The sequence below is a fragment of the Pseudomonas sp. GW821-FHT09E12 genome, assembly GCF_059416085.1.
Genome location: NZ_JBWKOM010000004.1, coordinates 448,866 through 469,298, shown reverse-complemented (window position 1 = coordinate 469,298; position 20,433 = coordinate 448,866). Strand labels below are relative to the sequence as shown.

The following is a 20,433-nucleotide window of genomic DNA, read 5'->3' as shown; positions in this document are numbered from 1 at the left end:
GGCACATAGCCCTTTCGCGGTATTCGGGAAAGTGAAACCGGTAGAACTAATTGATAAACCAGCCAATACCGACTCCAACCAACAGGACTAAAACAAGCTTGATTTGCTCGCGACGACTGCGCCGAGCCTTACGCTGCCGCTCGGCGGCAGTCTCCACATGCAGACCGAAGCCTGTATGCAGCACCGCGTCGCCTTCCAGGCTGACAGCTGTCAGGTTCAGCTCAGCATAGCGCTTGGACAGCGCTTTCTCGCCTCCATGCCCGGCGAAAGGCGCGCACAGTCGATACTCTGCCATCCGGCGCAAGCCCGGGTTCAGGGAGAAGCTCTGCCACTCGGGTTTGTCGGAGATCAGCGGATAACAAGGCACACCACCGATCAACTCGCGGGCACCCAAGTGGATGTAGGGACTATGGACTCGCAGGTCGTGGGCATAACTGCGCAACCAGACCTGCAGGATGTCCTGGCGCTGCTCGAGAATCGCTTTCGAATCCTCGACAAAACCCGGGCGGTAAAACTCCCAATCGTCTTCGCAATGGAAGATGTAGGGGGTCTTGACCTGCTCGTAGGCCAGGTCGATCGACGCCAACTGCCCGAGCTTCGGCCGGTTGACGAAGAAGGTACAGTGATCTTTCCAATGGGCAGGCACCGCCGTGCGCACCCGCTCGTCGCCCGCATCTTCGGTGATGAAGACTTCGCGGATCGGCGCACTGTTGAAGCGATCGAAACTCTCCAGCGTGAGCTTGAGCAGGTCCAGGCGACCGCAACTGGTGACCACCAACGTGATGTCACTCTCTTGACTAAACTGCACTTGATTCTCACCTACGACAAAGTGCGATCACTATTAAGGGCTCGGTGACCGCTGTCAAACACCCAGTTTCGAGCGTACGCGCTCGATAAGGCTCAAGGGTGCACGAGGCCGCAATGCGGGCTGGAGTTCCTCGACAATACGCTGCCCGATACGGGCGAAGCTGAACTGAGAGACCGCCAGATCGCGGCCGTTTCGCGCGATGCTCTGCGCCAGGGCCGGATCGGCGCGCAACATGGCGAGTTTTTCCTGCAATTGCGGGATGTTCTGATAAAAGACCACGTTGTGCAGGTCCTGCAAGCCCAGCGCGCGGTTTTCCGCCTCACCCTGGTCGAATGCCAGCAACACACAGCCACAAGCCATGGCTTCGAAATTCTTGATCATGTATTCGCCCATGCCGACGTCGGCACTGACAAAAAAGCGGATGCGGTTGAGGGTGTCGCAATACTCTTCGCCCGACTTGGTCCGCGTCACCACCAAGGGCTCGACCTGACCAAGTTCGTCGAGCAGCGCCTTGCGTCCGCTGTAGGCCACGCTGTTGGTGCTGCCGACGAATGCCAGCTCGATATCCCGCTCGCGGCCCTGATCCTGCAGCAGGGTCTGGTCGTAGCCCTTGGGCACGAATACCGCGTCGAAACCTTCCTCGCGCAAGCGCTCGCTGACCATGAACCCCGAACTGATCACCCGTGCCCACGGCAGGCGGCGGTAGTGCGCGCTGAACTTGCCGGTGTACTTGCAGGGGATGTAGTTCTGGTAGGCGTCGTGCTCGAGGATCACCAGGTTGGGAATGCTGCGGATGAAGCTCGCCTGGCGAATTTCCTGCTTGAAACGCAGGAAGAACACGATACGGTCGTAGCGCGATACATCCACCTCACGGCGGAAATAGCCACGCAGGTTGCGCTGCTCGTCACTGCTCAACCACCGCAGGTCGCATTCGCAATGGGCGGCAACGCCTTCGTACAGGCGGTCCAGAATGGCCCGCTGTTCTTTCTGCACCAGAAATAGAACCTTCATCATCTTCCTTGCAGCCGTGAGCAACCGGACAAAAGAGCGAAACTACCCTGGCCGACAGGCAAAAGGGTGTCATGCAATATCAATTTACAAACGCCAGAACAGCTCATGCCGGCGTACCGCCTTGCGGAAAAACTCGTTCTCGCCATAAGGCGAAGCGGCGCGGCCAGCCAGCACACGCTGCAGGACCCGGCGCAGACGGCGCTTGAACGGCGCTCGCGGCTGCAGGTCGTGCATCATGCCCAGGGCCATCGCCTTGTCCCGTTGCTGTTCGACCGACAGCGGCAAGCAGCAGGGCCTGAGCACCTGGGCCGGGTCGAACACCGGCGGCAGGGCAATGCCCGCCCCTGAATCGCCCATCGGCCAGCGGTCGTTGTCATGCAAATGATTGGCATAACCGAGCAAGGTGGTCGGCTGCCATTCCAGCCCCTGCAACGCTTCCAGTACCGCCTGCTGGGCGCAGATGTGGTCCGGGTGCGGATCGAGGGTCGGATGCGGCAGCACGATCACCTCGGGGCGGGCCTTGAGCAGCAGCGCCCGCAGGTCGGCCAGGAGATTGTTCCAGGTCGGCGCGCCATCGGTATCCGCCGGCAGCGGGAACGGGTTGAACTGGCGGAACAGGCGGATATCCGACAGTTCGGCCTCGCGGGACGCCACAGGCCGGTTCGGCGCCGCCTGCATGGCCGGCAGTTGCAGGCAGAAATACCCCAGCTGCACACAACGTTCCTCGGCGACCCCGGCCCAACGCGGCACCGCAATGCTGTCCCAGGCCCGCAACCGACCCTTGATCCGCGCCGCATCTGCAGCGTTCATACCCATCTGCCGGTAATGCTCGGCTTCGATCTCGCCCGCGGTCAACGTGACGATCCAGGCTTCGTCAGCCTGGCTGTACAGACCGAAAGCAGCCAGTTCGGCATCGTCGGCGTGGGGGGCGATGACCATTACCCGCTGGTGGCGATAGTCCGGCTCACGGAACACCGACAACAGCGGCTCGCCGTACACCCGGCAGAAACGCCCGCGCAATTGCAGCTCGCCGCTGGCCAGAGGTCGTGCCAGCCCACTGAGATTGAGATAACGCAGGCCGTTCACACCACGCTCGAACGTCTGCCGATCCTGCCCCGCCAAGCAGACGCAAGGATCGAAAAAGCGCCCCAGCCAGCTGCTGCTGACCTTTACCGCGAGGATCAGGGTTTCATCCCCCGCCAGGTCGATCGCCTGGTCCAGCACCAAGCGCTGCTTGTCCAGGTGGACCTTGGGCTGCTCGGTGCCGAACGGAAAGCTGTACTGATAATCGTCCCGAGGCGAATAAAACAGGTGGTCGGCAAACCAGGCCTCATGGGCCACCCAGGCCAGCACCGCGAGCAGCAGCGGCAGCCACCAGGCCACCAGCACACCGATGGCCACCAGCACCAGCAGGCCGATCAGCAGGCCCAGGCGCTTCTGCCGGCGATGGCGTTTGAGTAACTGTTGCTTGCGACTCGACGGCTGATTCATACCGTGAACACCGGAACGGGGTTGCACCAGCGATCCTTGTATTCGCGATCGGCGCGACCGAAGGAGAAACGCAGCGGCTTGTCGATGGCCCGCGCCTGCTCCCAGGCGCTTTGCGTATTGAGGAAACTCAACACGCTGCCGGGGCTGAACTCGCGGGTTTCAGGATCGACGCCACCGTTGATGTATTCGACGCTGATCCACTCCGGCGCTTCGACCCGGTACACCAGCTGAATGGCGATTGGCGCATCGTTGAGGAAAATCACCGAGCCGATCAGCAGTTCGCGCAGCAACTCGATGACTTCGGCCATGCGCTCGGCACCGGTGGCCGGGAACCCCCAGCGCCGCTGGAACAGATCGCAGTAGATGGTCGCCAGCTCCTGGCTGGAGAACTCGCTGACCGGGCGCACCACGCCGCCCGCCTCTTCCAGCAGGCGTAGTTCGCGGCGCTGGTTGTAACGGAACTTCTTCGACAGCTCTTCAGGTGTGCGGGCCATGGCCAATTGCTCGGCCTGGAGCTTGAGGGTGCTGAACCGGCCCTGGTTCAAGGCCGACAGATAACGACCGCGATGACGCAGCGGGGCTTGGGTCTCAGGCGCCGCCGGCAGGATCAGCTCGGCGTTGCCCAGGTCGAACAGGCCTTTCTTGCCACGGCGCTTGAGCACGTCCTTGGACAGCGCCAGGTCGCGCCCCCAGGTCGGAATCGCCGCCTGCAGTTCGCCGGCCTGTTCCCAGGCCAGGTAACGGACCGGGATGCCCGCCAGGTTCGCCAGGCGCTCCACCACCAGCGGATGGGTAGCAACGCTGCCGCCAAAACGCTGCCAGGCGGCAGCATAAGTCGAGGCGTCGACGACCGACCAGCCACGCTCGCGCCAGCCTTGGAATCGATTGAGCATCAGGGCCTCGCGGTCAGATCGGTAACTTGCGGCAGACGCCAGAAGGCGTCGCGTACAGCACGGTCGGAGAAGCGCTCGCGCAGGCGCTCGAACATCAGCTCGGCGCACAGCAAGCGCTGGTTCTCATCCATCCCGGCCAGGTGTTGCAGGCCCTGGGCCATATGCTCGGCATCGCCCAGCGGGAACAGGATGCCGACGCCTTCGACCACTTCCTTGGCCCCGCCACAGGCCGTCGCCAGCAAAGGCACGCCAGCGGCCATGGCCTCCAGCAGCACCATGCCGAATGGCTCGTGGTCGGAGCTCAGGGCAAAGGCATCGAAAGCACGGAAATAACGCCGGGCTTCTGTGACCTGGCCGAGGAACAGCACGCGGTCGGCAATGCCCAGCTCGCGAGAAAGGTCCTTGAGGTTCTGCTCCAGACGCCCGCTACCGAGAATCGCCAGCTGGCTTTCCCGAGGCAGCCCCGGCAATGCCGCGGCAAACCCATGCAGCAGGGTGGCCTGGTCCTTGTCCGGGTGCAGACGCCCGACATTGCCGACAATCCAGGCGGAAGGCGACAGCCCCAGCTCCTGGCGCGCTTCGGCCTTGGACAACTGGGTAGCCTGCAAGGCTTCGACGTCGATCCGGTTGTACAGCGTCTGAATCCGCGCCGCCGGCCATTGTGGCAGGCAACTGCGCATGTCATCGCGCACCGCGTCGGACACGCCGAGCAGGCTCAGGCGCTTGCGGAACAGGTTGGCGAACAGGCGGCGACTGCCGCGCTGGTAATCGCCAAACGCGTGATGCACACCGATCACCGGCAACGCGGTGCCCAGCAATGCGATGTAGATCGGCTTGAAACGGTGGGCGATGCAGAAACTGAAGTTGCGCGACGCGGCGATCTTGCGCAGGTCGCGTATCGCCCCCAGCTTCAGGCCACGAATGGCCTTGGAGCTGTATTCCATGAACAGCACTTCGTCGCTGGCACAGGCATCGGCCACCTCGGCATCGGCAACCCCGGTGAGGAACACCGTGGTCACGCGATAGCCGCTGCCCGCGAACAGGCTGGCGTATTGCCGGGCACAGTCCAGGAACGGCCCGTCATAGCCGTGGCAGAACTGCAGGACGTGGCGCTCAGCCGAGCGTGTCATAAGGATCCACGCCGTCTTTGACTACCAGGATGTCTTCCATGATCAGGTACTGCAGATCGGAGCCGAAGAACATGTTCAAGGCGTCGGTCGGCGAGCAAATCATCGGCTCGCCACGGCGGTTGAGCGAGGTGTTCAGCGACACGCCGTTGCCGGTCAGGACTTCCAGGGCCTTCATCATGTCGTAGTAGCGCGGGTTGTATTCGCGCTTGAGCACCTGGGCCCGGGAAGTGCCGTCTTCGTGGACCACTTCCGGCACGCGGGTCTTCCACTCTTCCGCCACTTCGAAGGTGAAGGTCATGAATGGCGCCGGGTGATCGACCTTGATCATCTGCGGACCGACGGTGTCGAGCATCGACGGGCAGAAAGGCCTCCAGCGCTCGCGGAACTTGATCTGCTCGTTGATGCGGTCGGCCACGCCGGTGGCGCTCGGGCAACCGATGATCGAACGACCGCCCAGGGCGCGCGGACCGAACTCCATGCGACCCTGGAACCAGGCCACCGGGTTGCCGTCGACCATGATCTTGGCGATACGCTCGGGGGTGTTGTCGATCTGGCGCCAGGCCGGCTTGTTCGGGTGGCGGGCACAGGCGGCGATCACGTCTTCGTTGCTGTAGGACGGGCCGAGATAGACGTGTTCCATCTTCTCCACCGGCACGCCGCGAGCGTGGGAAACATAGGCCGCGGCACCGACCGCGGTACCGGCATCGCCGGACGCCGGCTGCACGAACAGCTCTTTGACTTCCGGACGGGCGATGATCTTCTGGTTCAGCTTGACGTTCAGCGCACAGCCGCCGGCAAAGGCCAGCTTGCCGGTTTCCTTGAGGATGTCGCCCAGGTAGTGGTCGATCATCTGCAGCGCCAACTTCTCGAACAGCGCCTGCATGCTAGCCGCGTAGTGGATGTACGGCTCGTCGGCGATGTCGCCTTCGCGCTTCGGACCCAGCCACTCGATCAGCTTCGGCGAGAAGTAGAAACCCTTGCCCTTTTCTTTGTAGCGGCGCAGGCCGATGACGTTGGCGTAATCGGTGTTGATCACCAGTTCGCCGTTTTCAAAGCTGGCCAGGCGGGAGAAATCGTACTTGCTGGCATCGCCGTACGGCGCCATGCCCATGACCTTGAACTCGCCGTCGAGCATTTCGAAGCCGAGGAACTCGGTGATCGCGCCATACAGGCCGCCGAGGGAGTCCGGATCGAAAAATTCCTTGATCTTGTGGATCTTGCCGTTTTCGCCGTAGCCGAAGAAAGTCGTGGCGTACTCGCCCTTGCCGTCGATCCCGAGGATCGCGGTTTTCTCCTTGAAGCCGGAGCAGTGGTAGGCGCTGGAAGCGTGAGCCAGGTGGTGCTCGACCGGCTCGATCTTGATCTTCTTCGGATCGAAGCCCAGTTGCTCGAGGCACCAGACGATCTTGTTGCGATAACGCTTGTAGCGGCGGTTGCCCATCAGGATCGCATCGAGGGCGCGGTCCGGGGCGTACCAGTAACGCTTGGCGTAGTGCCAGCGGGCCTTGCCGAACAGGCTGATCGGGGCGAACGGGATCGCCACCACGTCAACGTCGGAAGGCTTGATGCCGGCCTGTTCCAGACAGAACTTCGCCGATTCGTAGGGCATGCGGTTCTTTGCATGTTTATCGCGTACGAAGCGCTCTTCTTCAGCCGCCGCCACCAGCTTGCCGTCGATGTACAGCGCTGCGGAAGGATCATGGCTAAGGGCGCCGGACAGGCCAAGAATCGTCAATGCCACAGGGGTCTAGCCTCTTAAGTCTGCATGCAGGCGACGTGCGCCTGGAATTAATGTGCTCCCCGCCACGGGCGAGAAACAGCTAAAGGGCGGGATTATAGCGTAAACCTGCCGCGGGATGATCCTTGACGTTTCAGCAGCGGGCACTGGCGCCCAATATGGCCTGCGAGGGATCTGTAGCCGCTGCCGCAGGCTGCGACAAGGCCCGAAGAACCTTTCTGCGATCTCAAGAGCGCGACCGCTTCGCGCTCTTGAGATCGCAGCCTGCGGCAGCGGCTACAGGTGTCAGCCGGTGAAAGGTTCGGCGGTTTTAGGCAGGCGTTGGTCGATGACCTGATACAGCGCGCTGCTTTCTGGCCAGTTACGCATGAAGCGCGCACGGTCGCGGGCGTAGGCCGGGGCGAAGCTGCCGAGGCTGTGGTGCTGGCACATGGAATCCAGGTCGATCAGCGCCCAGCGGTCCTCTTGCCAGAACAGGTTGTGCCCCTTGAAGTCGCCATGGCTGATGCGTTCGCGGATCAACTCGGCAAACAGCCGGTCCAGCGCCTGCAACTCCGCTTCCGGAGCCGCGCCGCTGTCGATATAGGGCGCGAAGCGTTCGATGATGTCCGGCCCCGCCAGGTATTCGGTCACCAGATAGGCCCGACTGCGCAGCCAGAGAAAACGCTTCTCCAGCAAGGCCAGCGGCTTGGGCGTGGCAATGCCGAGGAACGCCAGGCGATTGCCCTCCTGCCACGAATGCCAGGCCCGGCTGGGGCGCCAGAAGCGCTTGAGCCAATGGGCAAAACCCTTGATGTTGTAGCGCTTGACCACCAGGGTGCGGCCCGCCACTTCGACTCGGCCGACGCTGGCGGCGCCACCGGTCTTGTACAGGTGCCCCTGGTCCAGCAGCGCGTCGGCCTGCTCCAGCACCGGCAGCATCGCCGCCTCTTCCTCGCGCCGAATCGCCCGCAAGGCGAAGGGCCCGCGCAGCACGCTGAACAGAGTGCACTCGCGACCGACCTTGTTGAGGAAATCCTTCAAGCGCCAGCTGCGCACCTTGTCCACCTGCTTCTGCAAGGCTTCCAGCGGCAAGGCATGCTCGGCATTGTTCAGCAGGTAATGCACCAGCAGTTCTTCGGTGAAGGGCTCCAGGCTCTTGGGCAGCTGGGCGAAAAACACCCCGAGGTTTTCCAGGACTTTCTGCCGGGACAGCGGTTTGCCCGCCTGTTCCACGCAGATCCCGGCGCCATCGATCAGGTACAACTTGCCCTGATGACGCAGCAGGTTGTCCAGATGCAGGTCTTCCTGCCACAGGCCCTTGCCGTGCAATTCGGCGATGGCGGCCAGGGCTTCGGCGAGTACCGCCTGCTGCTGATCGGCCAACACCGGCAACGACTCCACTTGTTTCCAGGCATCGCCCAGGCTCTCGGAACCTTCCAGGAACTCGAACAGCAGCCAGCCGCCCTCGCCCTCCTTCAGACCGTCTGCCAGCAGCAACGGCGTGGTCATGCCCTGCTCTTCAAGCAAGCGCACGCCTTGCAGCTCACGCTGGAAATGCCGCGCCGCCTTGGCCCCCACCAGTAACTTGGCCAGCACCGGACGCCCGCGCCATACACCGGCGCCGACGTAGCGCTGCCCCGGTAGCACCCGCAGCAGGCTGAACAACTGCAGCGTGGCCGGCCCGGCAGCGTCGGCCAGCTCCAGGCTCAACGGCAGGCTTGGCCCGCGGCCGGCCCGTTCAAGTTCGGACAGACGCATCAACGAGTCTCCTTGTGGCTGCGGCGCGCACTCAGGCGGTTCAGCCAGGCATCGACCAGCGAGCTGTCCCGCGGCTGATCCAGATAGGTCGCAAGCAAGGCGCGCACATCGCTCTCACTCCAGACCGGGGCGCGACGCAACAGCGGCTCCAGGTCCTTGACCCGGTCACGCTGGCCGAACAACAGCGGACGGGTCTTTTCCAGGTCGATCAATTGCGCCTGGTAACCGTCGCCGGTGGCCCGCAGGAAAATATGCTTGGGATAAAAGCAGCCGTGCACCTGGCGCACCGCGTGCAACTGGCGCGCCAGCAGGCCGCAGGCCCTCAGGATCGCCGCGTGCTGGTCCGGGCTGAGCTGCGCCCATTGCTGCAGCAGCGAATCCAGGTCGTTCCAGCCATCCAGCGCCCGGGTCAGCAGGATCGCCCGGGTTTCGCCTGCCACCTTGCGCTCGCCAAAGAAGGCCGCCTGCAGCGCTGGAATGCCCAACTGCTGGTAGCGGCTGATATTGCGAAACTCGCGGGCGAAACTCGGCTCGCCGAACGGCCGGTGCAGGGTCCGTGTCAAGTAGTTGCTCTGGCGCTTGAGGTAGTAGCCGTGGCCTTCCAGGTCAAGGCGATACACGCTGCTCCAGCCCCCACCATCGGTGTTGGGCTCGTCCACCGCCTCAAGTTGCTTGGCCCACAACGCGTCGAAGCTGTCGAGGCCGTGGCGCTCCAGCAACGCACGGTCCTGAGCCGCCAGGAAATCGGTCATTCGCGTCCCTCGAAAAATCTCAGCACATGCCGGATGCGGCACTTGTCCGCAGCATTCAGCCGGGTGCGCTGGCGGTACTGCAAATAGAAGCGCAGGCGCTGGGTGGCGGACAAATGATACTTGGCCACCTTGTCCAGGCACGCCAGGTCCTTGGTGATCCGGTACTTGAGCCAGAAACCGCGCCAGAAATCGCCATTGGGGCAATCGATCAGGTACAGCCGGACCTCATCGTCGATCAGCAGGTTGCGCCACTTCAAGTCGTTATGGGTAAAGCGATGCTCATGCATGATCCGCGTGTAGCGCGCCAGCTGCTGGCTGACCCGGTCCACCCAGGCCCGATCGGCCAGCAGCGGGTCGTTGCGCTCGGCCAGGACCGACAGGTCTTCGGTGCGTGGCAGCTCGCGGGTGATCATCGCCCCCCGGTCGTAAGCCAGGCCACGGCGCTCCAGGCCCCAGGCCACCACCTCCGCCGTGGGAATGCCCCACTTGGCGAAACGCTTGAGGTTCTGCCACTCGGACTTGACCCGCGGCTTGCCCAGATAGCGCCGCAGGTTCTTGCCGGCGCCGGTGTAGCGCTTGACGTAATAGTTGATGCCGTTGCGTTCGACCCGGATGACCTCCGACAACGGGTCGCGGGTCAGGTGTTCGCCCTCGAGGGCAAAGACCGCATCCAGACTGCCGAAGTCCTGCGCCAGCTCCCGATACCCAGGTTCAAGGTTCCAACCCGCCATCAGAGCGCATCTCCGTACCGCTGCTTGCGTGCGTACAGCTTGTTGGCCTTGCCCTCCAGCCAGGCCAGCAGAGGCGCTTCGTCGCTCAGGATCTGGCGCAACGGCTGTTGGAAATAACCCTTGAGGAAGCGCAGCTTGTCGCGCCGGGTCAGGCCGATATCCAGTGCCGAGAAATACAGCGCCGCCAGGTCCTTGTCGCGCCAGCGCCGGGTGATGGCCGGGCGGGTCTGGGCGCGGTGCAGGTCGATCACCGAGAGCTTGAAGTCATCCGGCGTCACCGGCTTGTCGGTGTGCAGCAGGAAGTGACAGATGTAGCAGTCGCGATGGTTGACCCCGGCGCGGTGCATCATGCCGGTCATGCGCGCCACTTCGGCGATCAGCGCGCGCTTGAGCCTGGGCTGCGGCGGCTGCTTGACCCAGTCGATGCTGAAGTCTTCGAGGCTGATGGTCGGCGCCAGCTCCTCGGTGACGATGAACGAATGCTGGTTGGCCGGGTTGCTGCCGCGCTCGCCATAGGCCACGGCGGTCATGGTCGGCACACCTACTTCCTGCAAGCGCTGGATGGCCTGCCATTCCTGGCCCGCGCCGAGCACCGGCAGCTTGGCGGTGAGCAGGTTCTTGAAGATCTCGCCCCAACCGATACCGCGGTGAATCTTTACGAAGAACCCTTCGCCAGCCACCTCGGTACGCAAGGTACGGCGGGCTTCCAGTTCACGGTAGACCTGGCCGTCCAGACGCTCGACTTCGGCGAACGCATCGCGTCCGGCCCAAAGGGTCTTGAACGGTTCGGCAAGAATCAACTTCATCAGTGTTGCTCCGCCAGAATCACATCCGCAGCGTGCTGCGGCATGCTATAGAGGTCGGCCGTCTCGGCGAACGCCAGGCCGTTACGGCTCCAGGTCGCGCGTGCAGCGTCGTCGGTCAACATGGTGTTCAGGTATTGATTGAGCTGTCCCTGCTCCAGTGGTTCGTCCAGTACCAGGCCGCTGTCGGCCTCGGCGATGTAATGGGCATAACCGCAGACCGCGCTGACCAGCACCGGCAAGCCGGCCACCAGCGCTTCCAGCAACACGGTGCCGGTGTTTTCGTTGTACGCCGGGTGGATCAACAGATCGGCGCCCAACAGGAAACGCGGAATATCACTGCGCCCCTTGAGGAACTGCACATGCTCGCCCAGGCCCAATGCCGCGCTCTGTAATTGGAATACTTTGGGGTCGTCCTGGCCAATTACAAATAGCCGGGTGCGTTTCTTCAGCTCCGGCGGCAAGGCAGCCACGGCCTTGAGGCTGCGATCCACGCCCTTGGTCTTGAACCCGGAGCCGATCTGCACCAGCAGCAAATCATCGTCTTTCAGGGCGAACTCGCGACGGAATTCGGCGCGGATCTCGGCCGCGTTGGCCGGCGCGCGACGGTCCTGGGCGATGCCTGGCGGCAGCAGGTGGAAACGCTCCACCGGGGTGTCGTAATGCTTGATGAACAGCGGCTGCTGGACCTCGGAAATCATCAGCACTTCGGTCTTGGCGTCCCGGGCGAACACCGCCCGCTCGTATTCGGCGAAGTGCCGGTAGCGGCCCCAGCGGCGGTACAGCGAGTGGCGCAGGTTCTGCGCCTTGTCTTCGAAGCAGCCGTCGGCGGCGTAGTACACGTCCAGGCCGGGCATCTTGTTGAAGCCGATCAGGCGGTCCACCGGACGCTTGGCCAGGTCGGCCTCCATCCAGGCGCTGAGCTTCTCGTTACGACGATGGTTGAAGAACGCCTTGACCGGCGCCACCAGCACCTCGAAACCCGGCGGCACATCGCCTTCCCAGATCAGCGTATAGACGCGAATCCGGTGCCCGCGCTTCTGGCACTCCAGGGCGATGCGCATGAAGTCCCGTTGCAAGCCGCCGAACGGGAAGTATTTATAAAGGACAAAAGCCAATTGCATCAGCGCAGCTCCTCAGCCAGTAACAACCTGCTCAGCCGGCTGGCGACACGCTCAGGATTCAGACGCGTGAAGCACAGCGGCCACTCGCGTTTCAGGTCGAACCGCCGCTGATCTTCAGCCGTCGGTTGATAGGTGCATTTTTTCTGCAGGCACGGCGCGCAGGGGAAGTCGCTGGCCATATGGATCTGCGCCTTGCCATAGGCACCGGTCAGGCCCGGGTTGGTCGGGCCGAACAGGGAAATGGTCGGCACATCCAGCGCCGCGGCGAGATGGCCAAGCCCGGTATCCACCGCGACGCAGGCCCGGGCTTGCGCCAGCACCTTGGCGACGCCCGCCAGGTTCAGCTTCGGCAGCACCGTGGCGTTGCTCAGGCCCTGGGCAATACGCTCGGCCCGGGCCTTCTCCGCCGGGTTGCCCCACGGCAACTTGACCTCGACGCCCAACTGGCCCATGCGTTCGGCCAGCTCGCGCCAATAGGCTTGCGGCCAGTGCTTGGTGTCCCAGGTGGTGCCGTGCAGGAACACCACGAACGGCTTGGGCCGCGGCAACTCCACCAGTTTCTCGACGTTCAGGCCGTAATCGCCCAGGCCCTGGGGCAAGTCATACCCCAGCGCCACGGCGAACAGCTGGCGCACACGCTCCACGGCATGCTGGCCGCGGGCGACGGCCAGGCGCCGCGAATAGAAACGCGCCGCCAGGGGTTCGCGTGCCGACTGCTTGTCCAGGCCGGCCACCGGCGCCTTGACGTAGCGCGTCAGCCAGGCGCTTTTCAGCAAGCCCTGGGCGTCGATCACCAGATCGTACTTGGTGGCACGCACGCTTTGCTTGAAGCGCCGCCACTCGCCACTCTTGATGGTCTGCCAGATGTTCTTGCGCCAGCGGCGAATCGCCACCGGGATCACTTTATCCACAGCCGGGTGCCAGGTCGGGATTTCCGCGAACCCCTCTTCCACCACCCAGTCGAACTTGATCCCCGGGATCGCCCGCGCCGCATCGGTCAGCGCCGGCAGCGCATGAATCACGTCACCCAGGGAAGAGGTCTTGATCAACAGTACCCGCACTTACCGAACCTCGACCGCGGTGCCTTGCAACCGCTGCAAGGCCTGGTCCACCGAGTCGGGCAGCAGCTGGCGCAGGCAGTTGTAATGGCCAAAGCGGCAGGTGCGATCGAAGCACGGGCTGCACTCGATGCCCAGGCGCACGACTTCGACCTGGTCGGCCAGCGGCGGGGTGAAACCCGGCGATGTCGAGCCGTACACCGCCACCAGCGGGCGATTCAGCGCCGCCGCCACGTGCATCAGCCCGGAGTCGTTGGACACCACGGAATCGGCGCAGGACAGCAGGTCGATGGCCTCGGCCAGGGAGGTGCCGCCGCAGAGGTTGACCGACTCTTCGCGCAGCCCAGGAATCAGCCGGGCGCGAATGTCTTCGCCGACCACGTGATCGTTCTTCGAACCGAACAGCCAGACCTGCCAGCCCTCGCGGATCTTCAGCTCGGCAACCTTGGCGTAATGCTCGGACGGCCAGCGCTTGGCTTCGCCGAACTCGGCACCCGGACATAGCGCCAGCACCGGGCGGTCCAGGGTCAGGCCGAACTTGGCCAGCGCCGCTTCGCGGCTGGCCGGATCGATCTGCAGGTCGGGACGCGGATACGGCTTGGGCAGCTCGGCGCCCGGCTCGTAAGCCAGGGCCATGAAGCGCTCGATCATCAGCGGATAACGTTCTTTGTCCAGCGTGCGCACGTCGTTGAGCAGGCCGTAGCGGAACTCGCCACGCCAGCCGGTGCGTTGCGCGATGCCGGCAAAAAACGGCACCAGCGCCGACTTCAGCGAGTTGGGCAGCAGGATGGCCTGGTCGTACTGGCCGACCAGGGATTTGCCGATGCGCCGACGAGTCGCCAGTTCCAGCACACCGTGGCCGAGCGGGAAGCTCAAGGCCCGCCGCACTTGCGGCATGCGCTCCAGGATCGGCCGGCTCCACTCGGGGGCCAGCACGTCGATCTCGCATTGAGGATGGCGCTGTTTCAGACACTGGAAGAGTGTCTGCGCCATCACCATGTCACCGACCCAACTGGGCCCAACGATCAGAATATTCATGTGGTTTCCAAAAACGAACCGGGGAGGCTTACGCCTCCCCGCCTCGAGAATCCAGCCCTGCGGCATTCACCGCCAGCTCATTGTGGACGAGCCGCAACCTGGCTCGCCGGATACATTTGTGGCAACGCAGCGCACGCTGCCTAGCTTAGCCCCAGCTCGCGCCAAATCCGCAATACCTCCCGTCGCTCGCTGGCGAACTGGTCGCCGGCGATGACCCCGGCCTCGTTCTGCAAGGCCTGGCGGTGAGCCGCGGAGCGGTAGGCCTTATAGACCTCACGCAACAGACTGGCGTCGGTCGCGGGCATCAGCCCGACTTCCTCCAGACCTTCCAGAATGCGGATATTGTCGGTGTAGCGCAGCAATGACGGGTGCTCTTGCGACCACGCCAGGGCCGCGTATTGCACCATAAATTCGATGTCGACGATACCTCCGGCGTCCTGCTTGAGGTCGAACGGCGCCGTGGCCTCGAAGGCATTTGCCGCGGTTCCGGCAGCCGTCGCCCTGGTCCCCAGATTGTCGCGCATCTTGGCCCGCATCTCGCTGACCTCCTGCTGCAACTTGGGCAGGTCACGGGCACGACCCAGCACCGCCGCCCGCACTTTCTCGAAGGCCTGGCCGACATCCTGGCTACCCACCAGCACCCGGGCGCGCACCAGCGCCTGATGCTCCCAGGTCCAGGCCTCGTTCTCCTGATAACGGGCGAAAGCCCCCAACGAACTCACCAGCAAGCCCGACGCCCCGGACGGCCGCAGACGCATGTCCACTTCGTACAGCTGGCCGGAGTTGGTCTGGGTGGTCAGCAGGTGAATGATCCGCTGGCCCAGGCGGGTGAAGAACTGCGCGCCGTCGATCGGTTTCGGCCCATCGGTTTCCGCCTGCGGATCGCCGTCATGGATAAACACCAGGTCCAGGTCGGAACCATGCCCGAGTTCCAGGCCGCCGACTTTCCCGTAACCGACAATAATGAAGCCGGGATCGCACAAGCTGCCATCGGTGCGCTGCGGAGCGCCGTATTTGGCCACCGTCTGGCGCCAGGCCAGGGCCAGCACCTGTTCGAGGATCGCCTCGGCCAGCCAGGTCAGATAATCGCTGACCTTCATCAGCGGTAGGCTGCCGGCGATTTCCGAGGCTGCCACCCGCAGGCGGTGAGCCAGCTTGAAGTGGCGCAGCGCTTCCATCTGCTGCTCCAGGTCGTCCTCGGGGATCCGCGTCAGGCGTTCGCGCAGCTCGGCGGCCAGCTCCGGCGCCAGTGGCGGCTTGAACAGCCGGCCCTCGTTAAGCAACTCATCGAGCAGCAGCGGGAAGCGGGTGATCTGCTCGGCGATCCACGGGCTGGCAGCACACAGGGTCAACAAGCGGCGCAAGGCCCCAGGGTTCTCGGTGAGCAGTACCAGATAGGCAGAACGTCGCGCCACCGCCTCGACCAGCGGCAACACCCGCTCCAGCACCAGGTCCGGATTAGCATGTTCCACCGCCTGGGCCAGCAGGCGGGGAATAAAGGCATCGAGGCGTTCGCGCCCCAAACGCTGCATGGCTCGCAATTGCGGGCTGCCACGCAGGCCGGCCAGCGCCCTAAGTGCCTTGGGTGCGTCATTGAAACCACCCTCCTGCAACTGCCGGCAGGCGGCTTCTTCGTCTTGGGCTTCTTCCCAGAGCGGCAGCCATTCACCGCCAACCACCACTTCGCACTCGTGGCCTTCGTCTTCATCCGGGTCGGCGATCACCTGACGGAAGTGCCATTCCACCCGACCGCGCCAATACATCAGCCGCTCATGGAACGCCGCCCAGTCGGCAAAACCCAGCATGAAGGCAATACGCGCCTGGTCCTGTGGATTGTCCGGCAGCATCTGCGTCTGCCGGTCGGCGATCGCCTGGATCGCATGTTCGGTGTAACGCAGGAATTCGTAACCTTCACGCAGCTCGGCGATCACCGCGGGCGGCAGGTAACCCTGCCCCTCCAGGGTGGTCAGCACCTTTAATAGAGGACGCTGCTGCAGGCTCAGGTCGCGCCCGCCGTGGATCAGCTGGAAAGCCTGGGCGATGAACTCGACTTCACGAATCCCGCCGGAGCCCAGCTTGATATTGTCGGCCATGCCCTTGCGCCGCACTTCCTGCTGGATCAGCTGCTTCATGGTGCGTAGCGCTTCGATCGCCGAGAAGTCCAGGTAACGCCGATAGACAAAGGGCCGCAGCATGTCGAGCAACTGCGCGCCGGCGATCTGGTCACCCGCCACCACCCGCGCCTTGATCATCGCGTAGCGCTCCCAGTCGCGGCCCTGATCCTGGTAGTACTGCTCCAGTGCATTGAAGCTCAGCACCAGGGCGCCCGCCGAACCGTAGGGCCGCAGGCGCATGTCGACGCGGAACACGAAACCGTCGACGGTCATCGGGTCCAGCGCCTTGATCAGGCGCTGCCCCAGGCGGATGAAAAACTCCTGGTTATCCAGCGCACGCTTCACGCCCACGGTCTCCCCGCCTTCGGGGTAGGCGAAGATCAGGTCGATGTCGGACGACAGGTTCAGCTCGACGGCGCCCAGCTTGCCCATGCCGAGGATGACCATCTGCTGCGGCTCGCCGCTGCGCCGGCCGGTGGGAACACCGAACTGCTCGCAGTGGCGCTGGTACAACCATTGATAGGCCTGGTCGATGCAGGCGTCGGCCATGTCCGAGAGGTCGCGACAGGTCTGCACCAGATCCGCCTGGCGTGTCAGGTCGCGCCAGATGATCCGCACCTGATGACGATTGCGCTGACGCCGCAGCACCCGCCCCAGCTCGTCTTCGCTGGTGGCCTGCTGCACCGCCGCGGCGATCTGCGCGCATAGCTCGCCCGGGCCGAAGCCGCGGTCGAGCTCACCGCCGCGCACCAGCTCCAGCAACATCAAAGGGTCACGAAGGCTCTGTTCAATGAAAAAGTCGCTGGCGGCGCTCACCCGGGCGAACTCGGCCCAGCGCTCGGGGGTCCAGGCGGCGAGCCCGTGATCGTCGTCCAGGGTCGACACGGCACTACGGAACGACTGCTCCGCACGGCTGACAAAAGGCAGGAGAGTCGCTGGGAGTTCGGCAAGCGCGGGCAGGCTCATGGGCTATCCTTGATCGGCGTAGAAAGGGGCGGTCGGGGCAAATTCTGCGGGCGCGGCCCTTGAAGGACTGTCGAACAAAAGTTAGAAATAGCTGAATTTTTTATTATTTTGGCAGCCAGCATCAAATTCTTACCCATTGGTGTTGGAAATCGACCAACAGTAACGATTATTCTCACAACGCAGCAGGAGGCCACAAGCCAATCTTCTGTAGTTTTACTACTCGTCTATACATTCGAAAGGCTGAAATGGCCGACGATTTGTAGTAAAACTACACGCCGCCGTATCAACCTCCGGCAATCCAAGAATTTTATCGTCTGCCCACAAGGCCAGTCGCAAACTCAGGCAACCGATTCTGGAAGCCTTTCCGCCCTGGAGCAAGCCATGCAAGACCTCGATCCCGTCGAAACCCAGGAATGGCTGGACGCCCTGGAATCGGTTCTCGACAAAGAAGGCGAAGACCGTGCTCACTACCTGATGACCCGTATGGGCGAACTCGCGACCCGCAGCGGCTCGCAACTGCCCTACGCCATCACCACGCCGTACCGCAACACGATTCCCGTCACCCACGAAGCACGCATGCCTGGCGACCTGTTCATGGAACGCCGCATTCGCTCGCTGGTACGTTGGAACGCGTTGGCCATGGTCATGCGTACGAACCTGAAAGATTCTGACCTGGGCGGTCACATCTCCAGCTTCGCTTCCAGTGCGACGCTGTATGACATCGGCTTCAACTACTTCTTCCAGGCGCCAACCGAAGAACATGGCGGCGACCTGATCTACTTCCAGGGCCACGCCTCCCCTGGCGTCTACGCTCGCGCTTTCATGGAAGGCCGCATCAGCGAAGACCAGATGAACAACTTCCGTCAGGAAGTGGATGGCAACGGCCTGTCCTCCTACCCGCACCCATGGCTGATGCCTGATTTCTGGCAGTTCCCGACCGTCTCCATGGGTCTGGGTCCGATCCAGGCGATCTACCAGGCGCGCTTCATGAAGTACCTGGAAGCCCGCGGTTTCATCCAGCCGGGCAAGCAGAAAGTCTGGTGCTTCATGGGCGACGGCGAGTGCGACGAGCCGGAATCCCTGGGCGCGATCTCCCTGGCCGGCCGCGAGAAGCTGGACAACCTGATCTTCGTCATCAACTGCAACCTGCAGCGCCTCGACGGCCCGGTTCGCGGCAACGGCAAGATCATCCAGGAACTCGAAGGCGTGTTCCGTGGCGCCCAGTGGAATGTGAACAAGGTCATCTGGGGCCGTTTCTGGGACCCACTGCTGGCCAAGGACACCGACGGCATCCTGCAACGCCGCATGGACGAAGTCATCGACGGCGAGTACCAGAACTACAAGGCCAAAGACGGCGCCTTCGTGCGTGAGCACTTCTTCAACACGCCAGAACTCAAGGCGATGGTCGAAGACCTGTCCGACGACGAAATCTGGAAACTCAACCGTGGCGGCCACGACCCGTACAAGGTCTATGCGGCCTACCACGAGGCGGTCAACCACAAAGAGCAACCGACCGTCATCCTGGCCAAGACCATCAAGGGTTATGGCACCGGCGCCGGCGAAGCGAAGAACACCGCGCACAACACCAAGAAAGTCGATGTCGACAGCCTGAAGTTGTTCCGCGACCGCTTCGACATTCCGGTCAAGGACGAAGAGATCGAAAACCTGCCGTTCTTCAAACCGGAAGAAGGCAGTGCCGAAGCCCGTTACCTGAGCGAGCGTCGTGCCGCGCTGGGCGGTTTCGTGCCTCAGCGTCGCGCCAAGAGCTTCAACATCCCGACCCCGCCACTGGATACCCTCAAGGCCATCCTCGACGGTTCGGGCGACCGCGAAATCTCCACCACCATGGCCTTCGTGCGGATCCTCGCGCAGCTGGTCAAGGACAAGGAAATCGGCCAGCGCATCGTGCCGATCATCCCCGACGAAGCCCGCACCTTCGGTATGGAAGGCATGTTCCGTCAATTGGGCATCTACTCGTCCGTCGGCCAGCTCTACGAGCCAGTCGATAAAGACCAGGTGATGTTCTACCGCGAAGACAAGAAGGGCCAGATCCTCGAGGAAGGCATCAACGAAGCGGGCGCCATGAGCTCCTTCATTGCAGCCGGTACCTCGTACTCCAGCCACAACCAGCCGATGCTGCCGTTCTACATCTTCTATTCGATGTTCGGCTTCCAGCGTATCGGCGACCTGGCCTGGGCCGCTGGCGACAGCCGTACCCGTGGCTTCCTGATCGGCGGTACCGCCGGCCGCACCACCCTCAACGGTGAAGGCCTGCAGCACGAAGACGGTCACAGCCACATGCTGGCGGGCACCATCCCGAACTGCCGTACCTTCGATCCGACCTATGGCTACGAGCTGGCGGTGATCATCCAGGACGGCATGAAGAAGATGACCGAAGAGCAACAGGACGTCTTCTACTACATCACCGTGATGAACGAGTCCTACCAGCAGCCAGCCATGCCGGCCGGTGTCGAGGAAGGCATCATCAAGGGCATGTACCTGCTCGAGGAAGACACCCGCGAAGCGGCGCACCACGTACAGCTGATGGGCTCCGGCACTATCCTGCGCGAAGTCCGTGAAGCGGCGAAGATCCTGCGTGAAGAATTCAACGTGGGCGCGGACGTCTGGAGCGTTACCAGCTTCAACGAACTGCGTCGCGATGGCCTGGCAGTCGAGCGCAGCAACCGTCTGCACCCGGGCCAAAAGCCTAAGCTGAGCTATGTCGAAGAGTGCCTGAGCGGCCGCAAGGGCCCGGTCATCGCCTCTACCGACTACATGAAGCTGTTCGCCGAACAGATTCGTCAGTGGGTCCCGTCCAAGGAATTCAAAGTCCTGGGCACCGACGGTTTCGGCCGCAGTGACAGCCGCAAGAAGCTGCGTCACTTCTTCGAAGTCGACCGTCATTTCGTGGTGTTGGCAGCCCTGGAAGCCTTGGCTGACCGTGGTGACATCGAACCTAAGGTCGTGGCCGAGGCCATCACCAAGTTCGGTATCAACCCGGAAAAACGCAACCCACTGGACTGCTGAGGAGATTTT

15 protein-coding genes are annotated in these 20,433 nt (G+C 63.1%); 1 reads left to right on the top strand and 14 read right to left on the bottom strand.

Going from position 1 to position 20,433, the window contains the following annotated elements:
• Positions 1-46: 46 nt before the first annotated feature.
• From AC07PQ_RS14030 to glnE, 14 genes are all read right to left on the bottom strand, one after another.
• On the bottom strand, positions 47-808 hold the full coding sequence (locus AC07PQ_RS14030; protein WP_007922174.1) for a glycosyltransferase family protein: 762 nt from the start codon (positions 806-808) through the stop codon (positions 47-49).
• 54 nt (positions 809-862) lie between these two features.
• Complete coding sequence (locus tag AC07PQ_RS14025; protein ID WP_493185728.1) at positions 863-1,819, bottom strand: glycosyltransferase family protein; 957 nt, start codon at positions 1,817-1,819, stop codon at positions 863-865.
• A gap of 84 nt (positions 1,820-1,903) precedes the next feature.
• Entirely contained in the window at positions 1,904-3,310 is a 1,407-nt protein-coding gene (locus AC07PQ_RS14020) for a PIG-L deacetylase family protein (RefSeq protein WP_493185727.1), read from the bottom strand.
• Positions 3,307-4,203 (bottom strand): antimicrobial resistance protein Mig-14, encoded by an 897-nt coding sequence (locus AC07PQ_RS14015; RefSeq protein WP_007922188.1) that lies wholly within the window; start codon positions 4,201-4,203, stop codon positions 3,307-3,309. The genes AC07PQ_RS14020 and AC07PQ_RS14015 overlap by 4 nt, the downstream gene beginning before the upstream one ends.
• On the bottom strand, positions 4,203-5,333 hold the full coding sequence (locus AC07PQ_RS14010; protein ID WP_493185726.1) for a glycosyltransferase: 1,131 nt from the start codon (positions 5,331-5,333) through the stop codon (positions 4,203-4,205). Before AC07PQ_RS14010 ends, AC07PQ_RS14015 begins: the two co-directional genes overlap by 1 nt.
• Positions 5,317-7,074, bottom strand: a complete 1,758-nt coding sequence (locus tag AC07PQ_RS14005; protein ID WP_007922192.1) for a carbamoyltransferase family protein — start codon at positions 7,072-7,074, stop codon at positions 5,317-5,319. The genes AC07PQ_RS14010 and AC07PQ_RS14005 overlap by 17 nt, the downstream gene beginning before the upstream one ends.
• A 282-nt stretch (positions 7,075-7,356) precedes the next feature.
• On the bottom strand, positions 7,357-8,811 hold the full coding sequence (locus AC07PQ_RS14000; RefSeq protein WP_493185725.1) for a lipopolysaccharide kinase InaA family protein: 1,455 nt from the start codon (positions 8,809-8,811) through the stop codon (positions 7,357-7,359).
• Positions 8,811-9,563, bottom strand: a complete 753-nt coding sequence (locus tag AC07PQ_RS13995) for a lipopolysaccharide kinase InaA family protein (RefSeq protein ID WP_007926794.1) — start codon at positions 9,561-9,563, stop codon at positions 8,811-8,813. Before AC07PQ_RS13995 ends, AC07PQ_RS14000 begins: the two co-directional genes overlap by 1 nt.
• Entirely contained in the window at positions 9,560-10,294 is a 735-nt protein-coding gene (locus AC07PQ_RS13990) for a lipopolysaccharide kinase InaA family protein (protein WP_007926795.1), read from the bottom strand. Before AC07PQ_RS13990 ends, AC07PQ_RS13995 begins: the two co-directional genes overlap by 4 nt.
• Positions 10,294-11,100 (bottom strand): lipopolysaccharide core heptose(I) kinase RfaP, encoded by an 807-nt coding sequence (rfaP, locus tag AC07PQ_RS13985; RefSeq protein WP_493185724.1) that lies wholly within the window; start codon positions 11,098-11,100, stop codon positions 10,294-10,296. Before rfaP ends, AC07PQ_RS13990 begins: the two co-directional genes overlap by 1 nt.
• Positions 11,100-12,221, bottom strand: coding sequence for a glycosyltransferase family 4 protein (locus AC07PQ_RS13980; RefSeq protein WP_007926797.1), 1,122 nt, complete (start codon positions 12,219-12,221; stop codon positions 11,100-11,102). The genes rfaP and AC07PQ_RS13980 overlap by 1 nt, the downstream gene beginning before the upstream one ends.
• On the bottom strand, positions 12,221-13,282 hold the full coding sequence (gene waaC / locus AC07PQ_RS13975; protein WP_053259389.1) for a lipopolysaccharide heptosyltransferase I: 1,062 nt from the start codon (positions 13,280-13,282) through the stop codon (positions 12,221-12,223). The genes AC07PQ_RS13980 and waaC overlap by 1 nt, the downstream gene beginning before the upstream one ends.
• Positions 13,283-14,317, bottom strand: a complete 1,035-nt coding sequence (gene waaF / locus AC07PQ_RS13970) for a lipopolysaccharide heptosyltransferase II (RefSeq protein WP_007926799.1) — start codon at positions 14,315-14,317, stop codon at positions 13,283-13,285.
• A 140-nt stretch (positions 14,318-14,457) separates the two neighbouring features.
• Positions 14,458-17,397 (bottom strand): bifunctional [glutamate--ammonia ligase]-adenylyl-L-tyrosine phosphorylase/[glutamate--ammonia-ligase] adenylyltransferase, encoded by a 2,940-nt coding sequence (gene glnE / locus AC07PQ_RS13965; RefSeq protein ID WP_053259388.1) that lies wholly within the window; start codon positions 17,395-17,397, stop codon positions 14,458-14,460.
• A gap of 381 nt (positions 17,398-17,778) precedes the next feature.
• Between glnE and aceE the strand changes: the two genes are divergently transcribed.
• Positions 17,779-20,424: a pyruvate dehydrogenase (acetyl-transferring), homodimeric type gene (gene aceE, locus AC07PQ_RS13960; RefSeq protein WP_007926801.1), complete on the top strand. Its 2,646-nt coding sequence runs from the start codon at positions 17,779-17,781 to the stop codon at positions 20,422-20,424.
• Positions 20,425-20,433: the final 9 nt, after the last annotated feature.

Coding starts and splice junctions, on each gene's coding strand:
- AC07PQ_RS14025 (WP_493185728.1), bottom strand. CDS start 1,819: ATGAAGGTTCTATTTCTGGTGCAGAAAGAACAGCGGGCCATTCTGGAC.
- AC07PQ_RS14020 (WP_493185727.1), bottom strand. CDS start 3,310: ATGAATCAGCCGTCGAGTCGCAAGCAACAGTTACTCAAACGCCATCGC.
- AC07PQ_RS14015 (WP_007922188.1), bottom strand. CDS start 4,203: ATGCTCAATCGATTCCAAGGCTGGCGCGAGCGTGGCTGGTCGGTCGTC.
- AC07PQ_RS14010 (WP_493185726.1), bottom strand. CDS start 5,333: ATGACACGCTCGGCTGAGCGCCACGTCCTGCAGTTCTGCCACGGCTAT.
- AC07PQ_RS14000 (WP_493185725.1), bottom strand. CDS start 8,811: ATGCGTCTGTCCGAACTTGAACGGGCCGGCCGCGGGCCAAGCCTGCCG.
- AC07PQ_RS13995 (WP_007926794.1), bottom strand. CDS start 9,563: ATGACCGATTTCCTGGCGGCTCAGGACCGTGCGTTGCTGGAGCGCCAC.
- AC07PQ_RS13990 (WP_007926795.1), bottom strand. CDS start 10,294: ATGGCGGGTTGGAACCTTGAACCTGGGTATCGGGAGCTGGCGCAGGAC.
- rfaP (WP_493185724.1), bottom strand. CDS start 11,100: ATGAAGTTGATTCTTGCCGAACCGTTCAAGACCCTTTGGGCCGGACGC.
- AC07PQ_RS13980 (WP_007926797.1), bottom strand. CDS start 12,221: ATGCAATTGGCTTTTGTCCTTTATAAATACTTCCCGTTCGGCGGCTTG.
- waaF (WP_007926799.1), bottom strand. CDS start 14,317: ATGAATATTCTGATCGTTGGGCCCAGTTGGGTCGGTGACATGGTGATG.
- glnE (WP_053259388.1), bottom strand. CDS start 17,397: ATGAGCCTGCCCGCGCTTGCCGAACTCCCAGCGACTCTCCTGCCTTTT.
- aceE (WP_007926801.1), top strand. CDS start 17,779: ATGCAAGACCTCGATCCCGTCGAAACCCAGGAATGGCTGGACGCCCTG.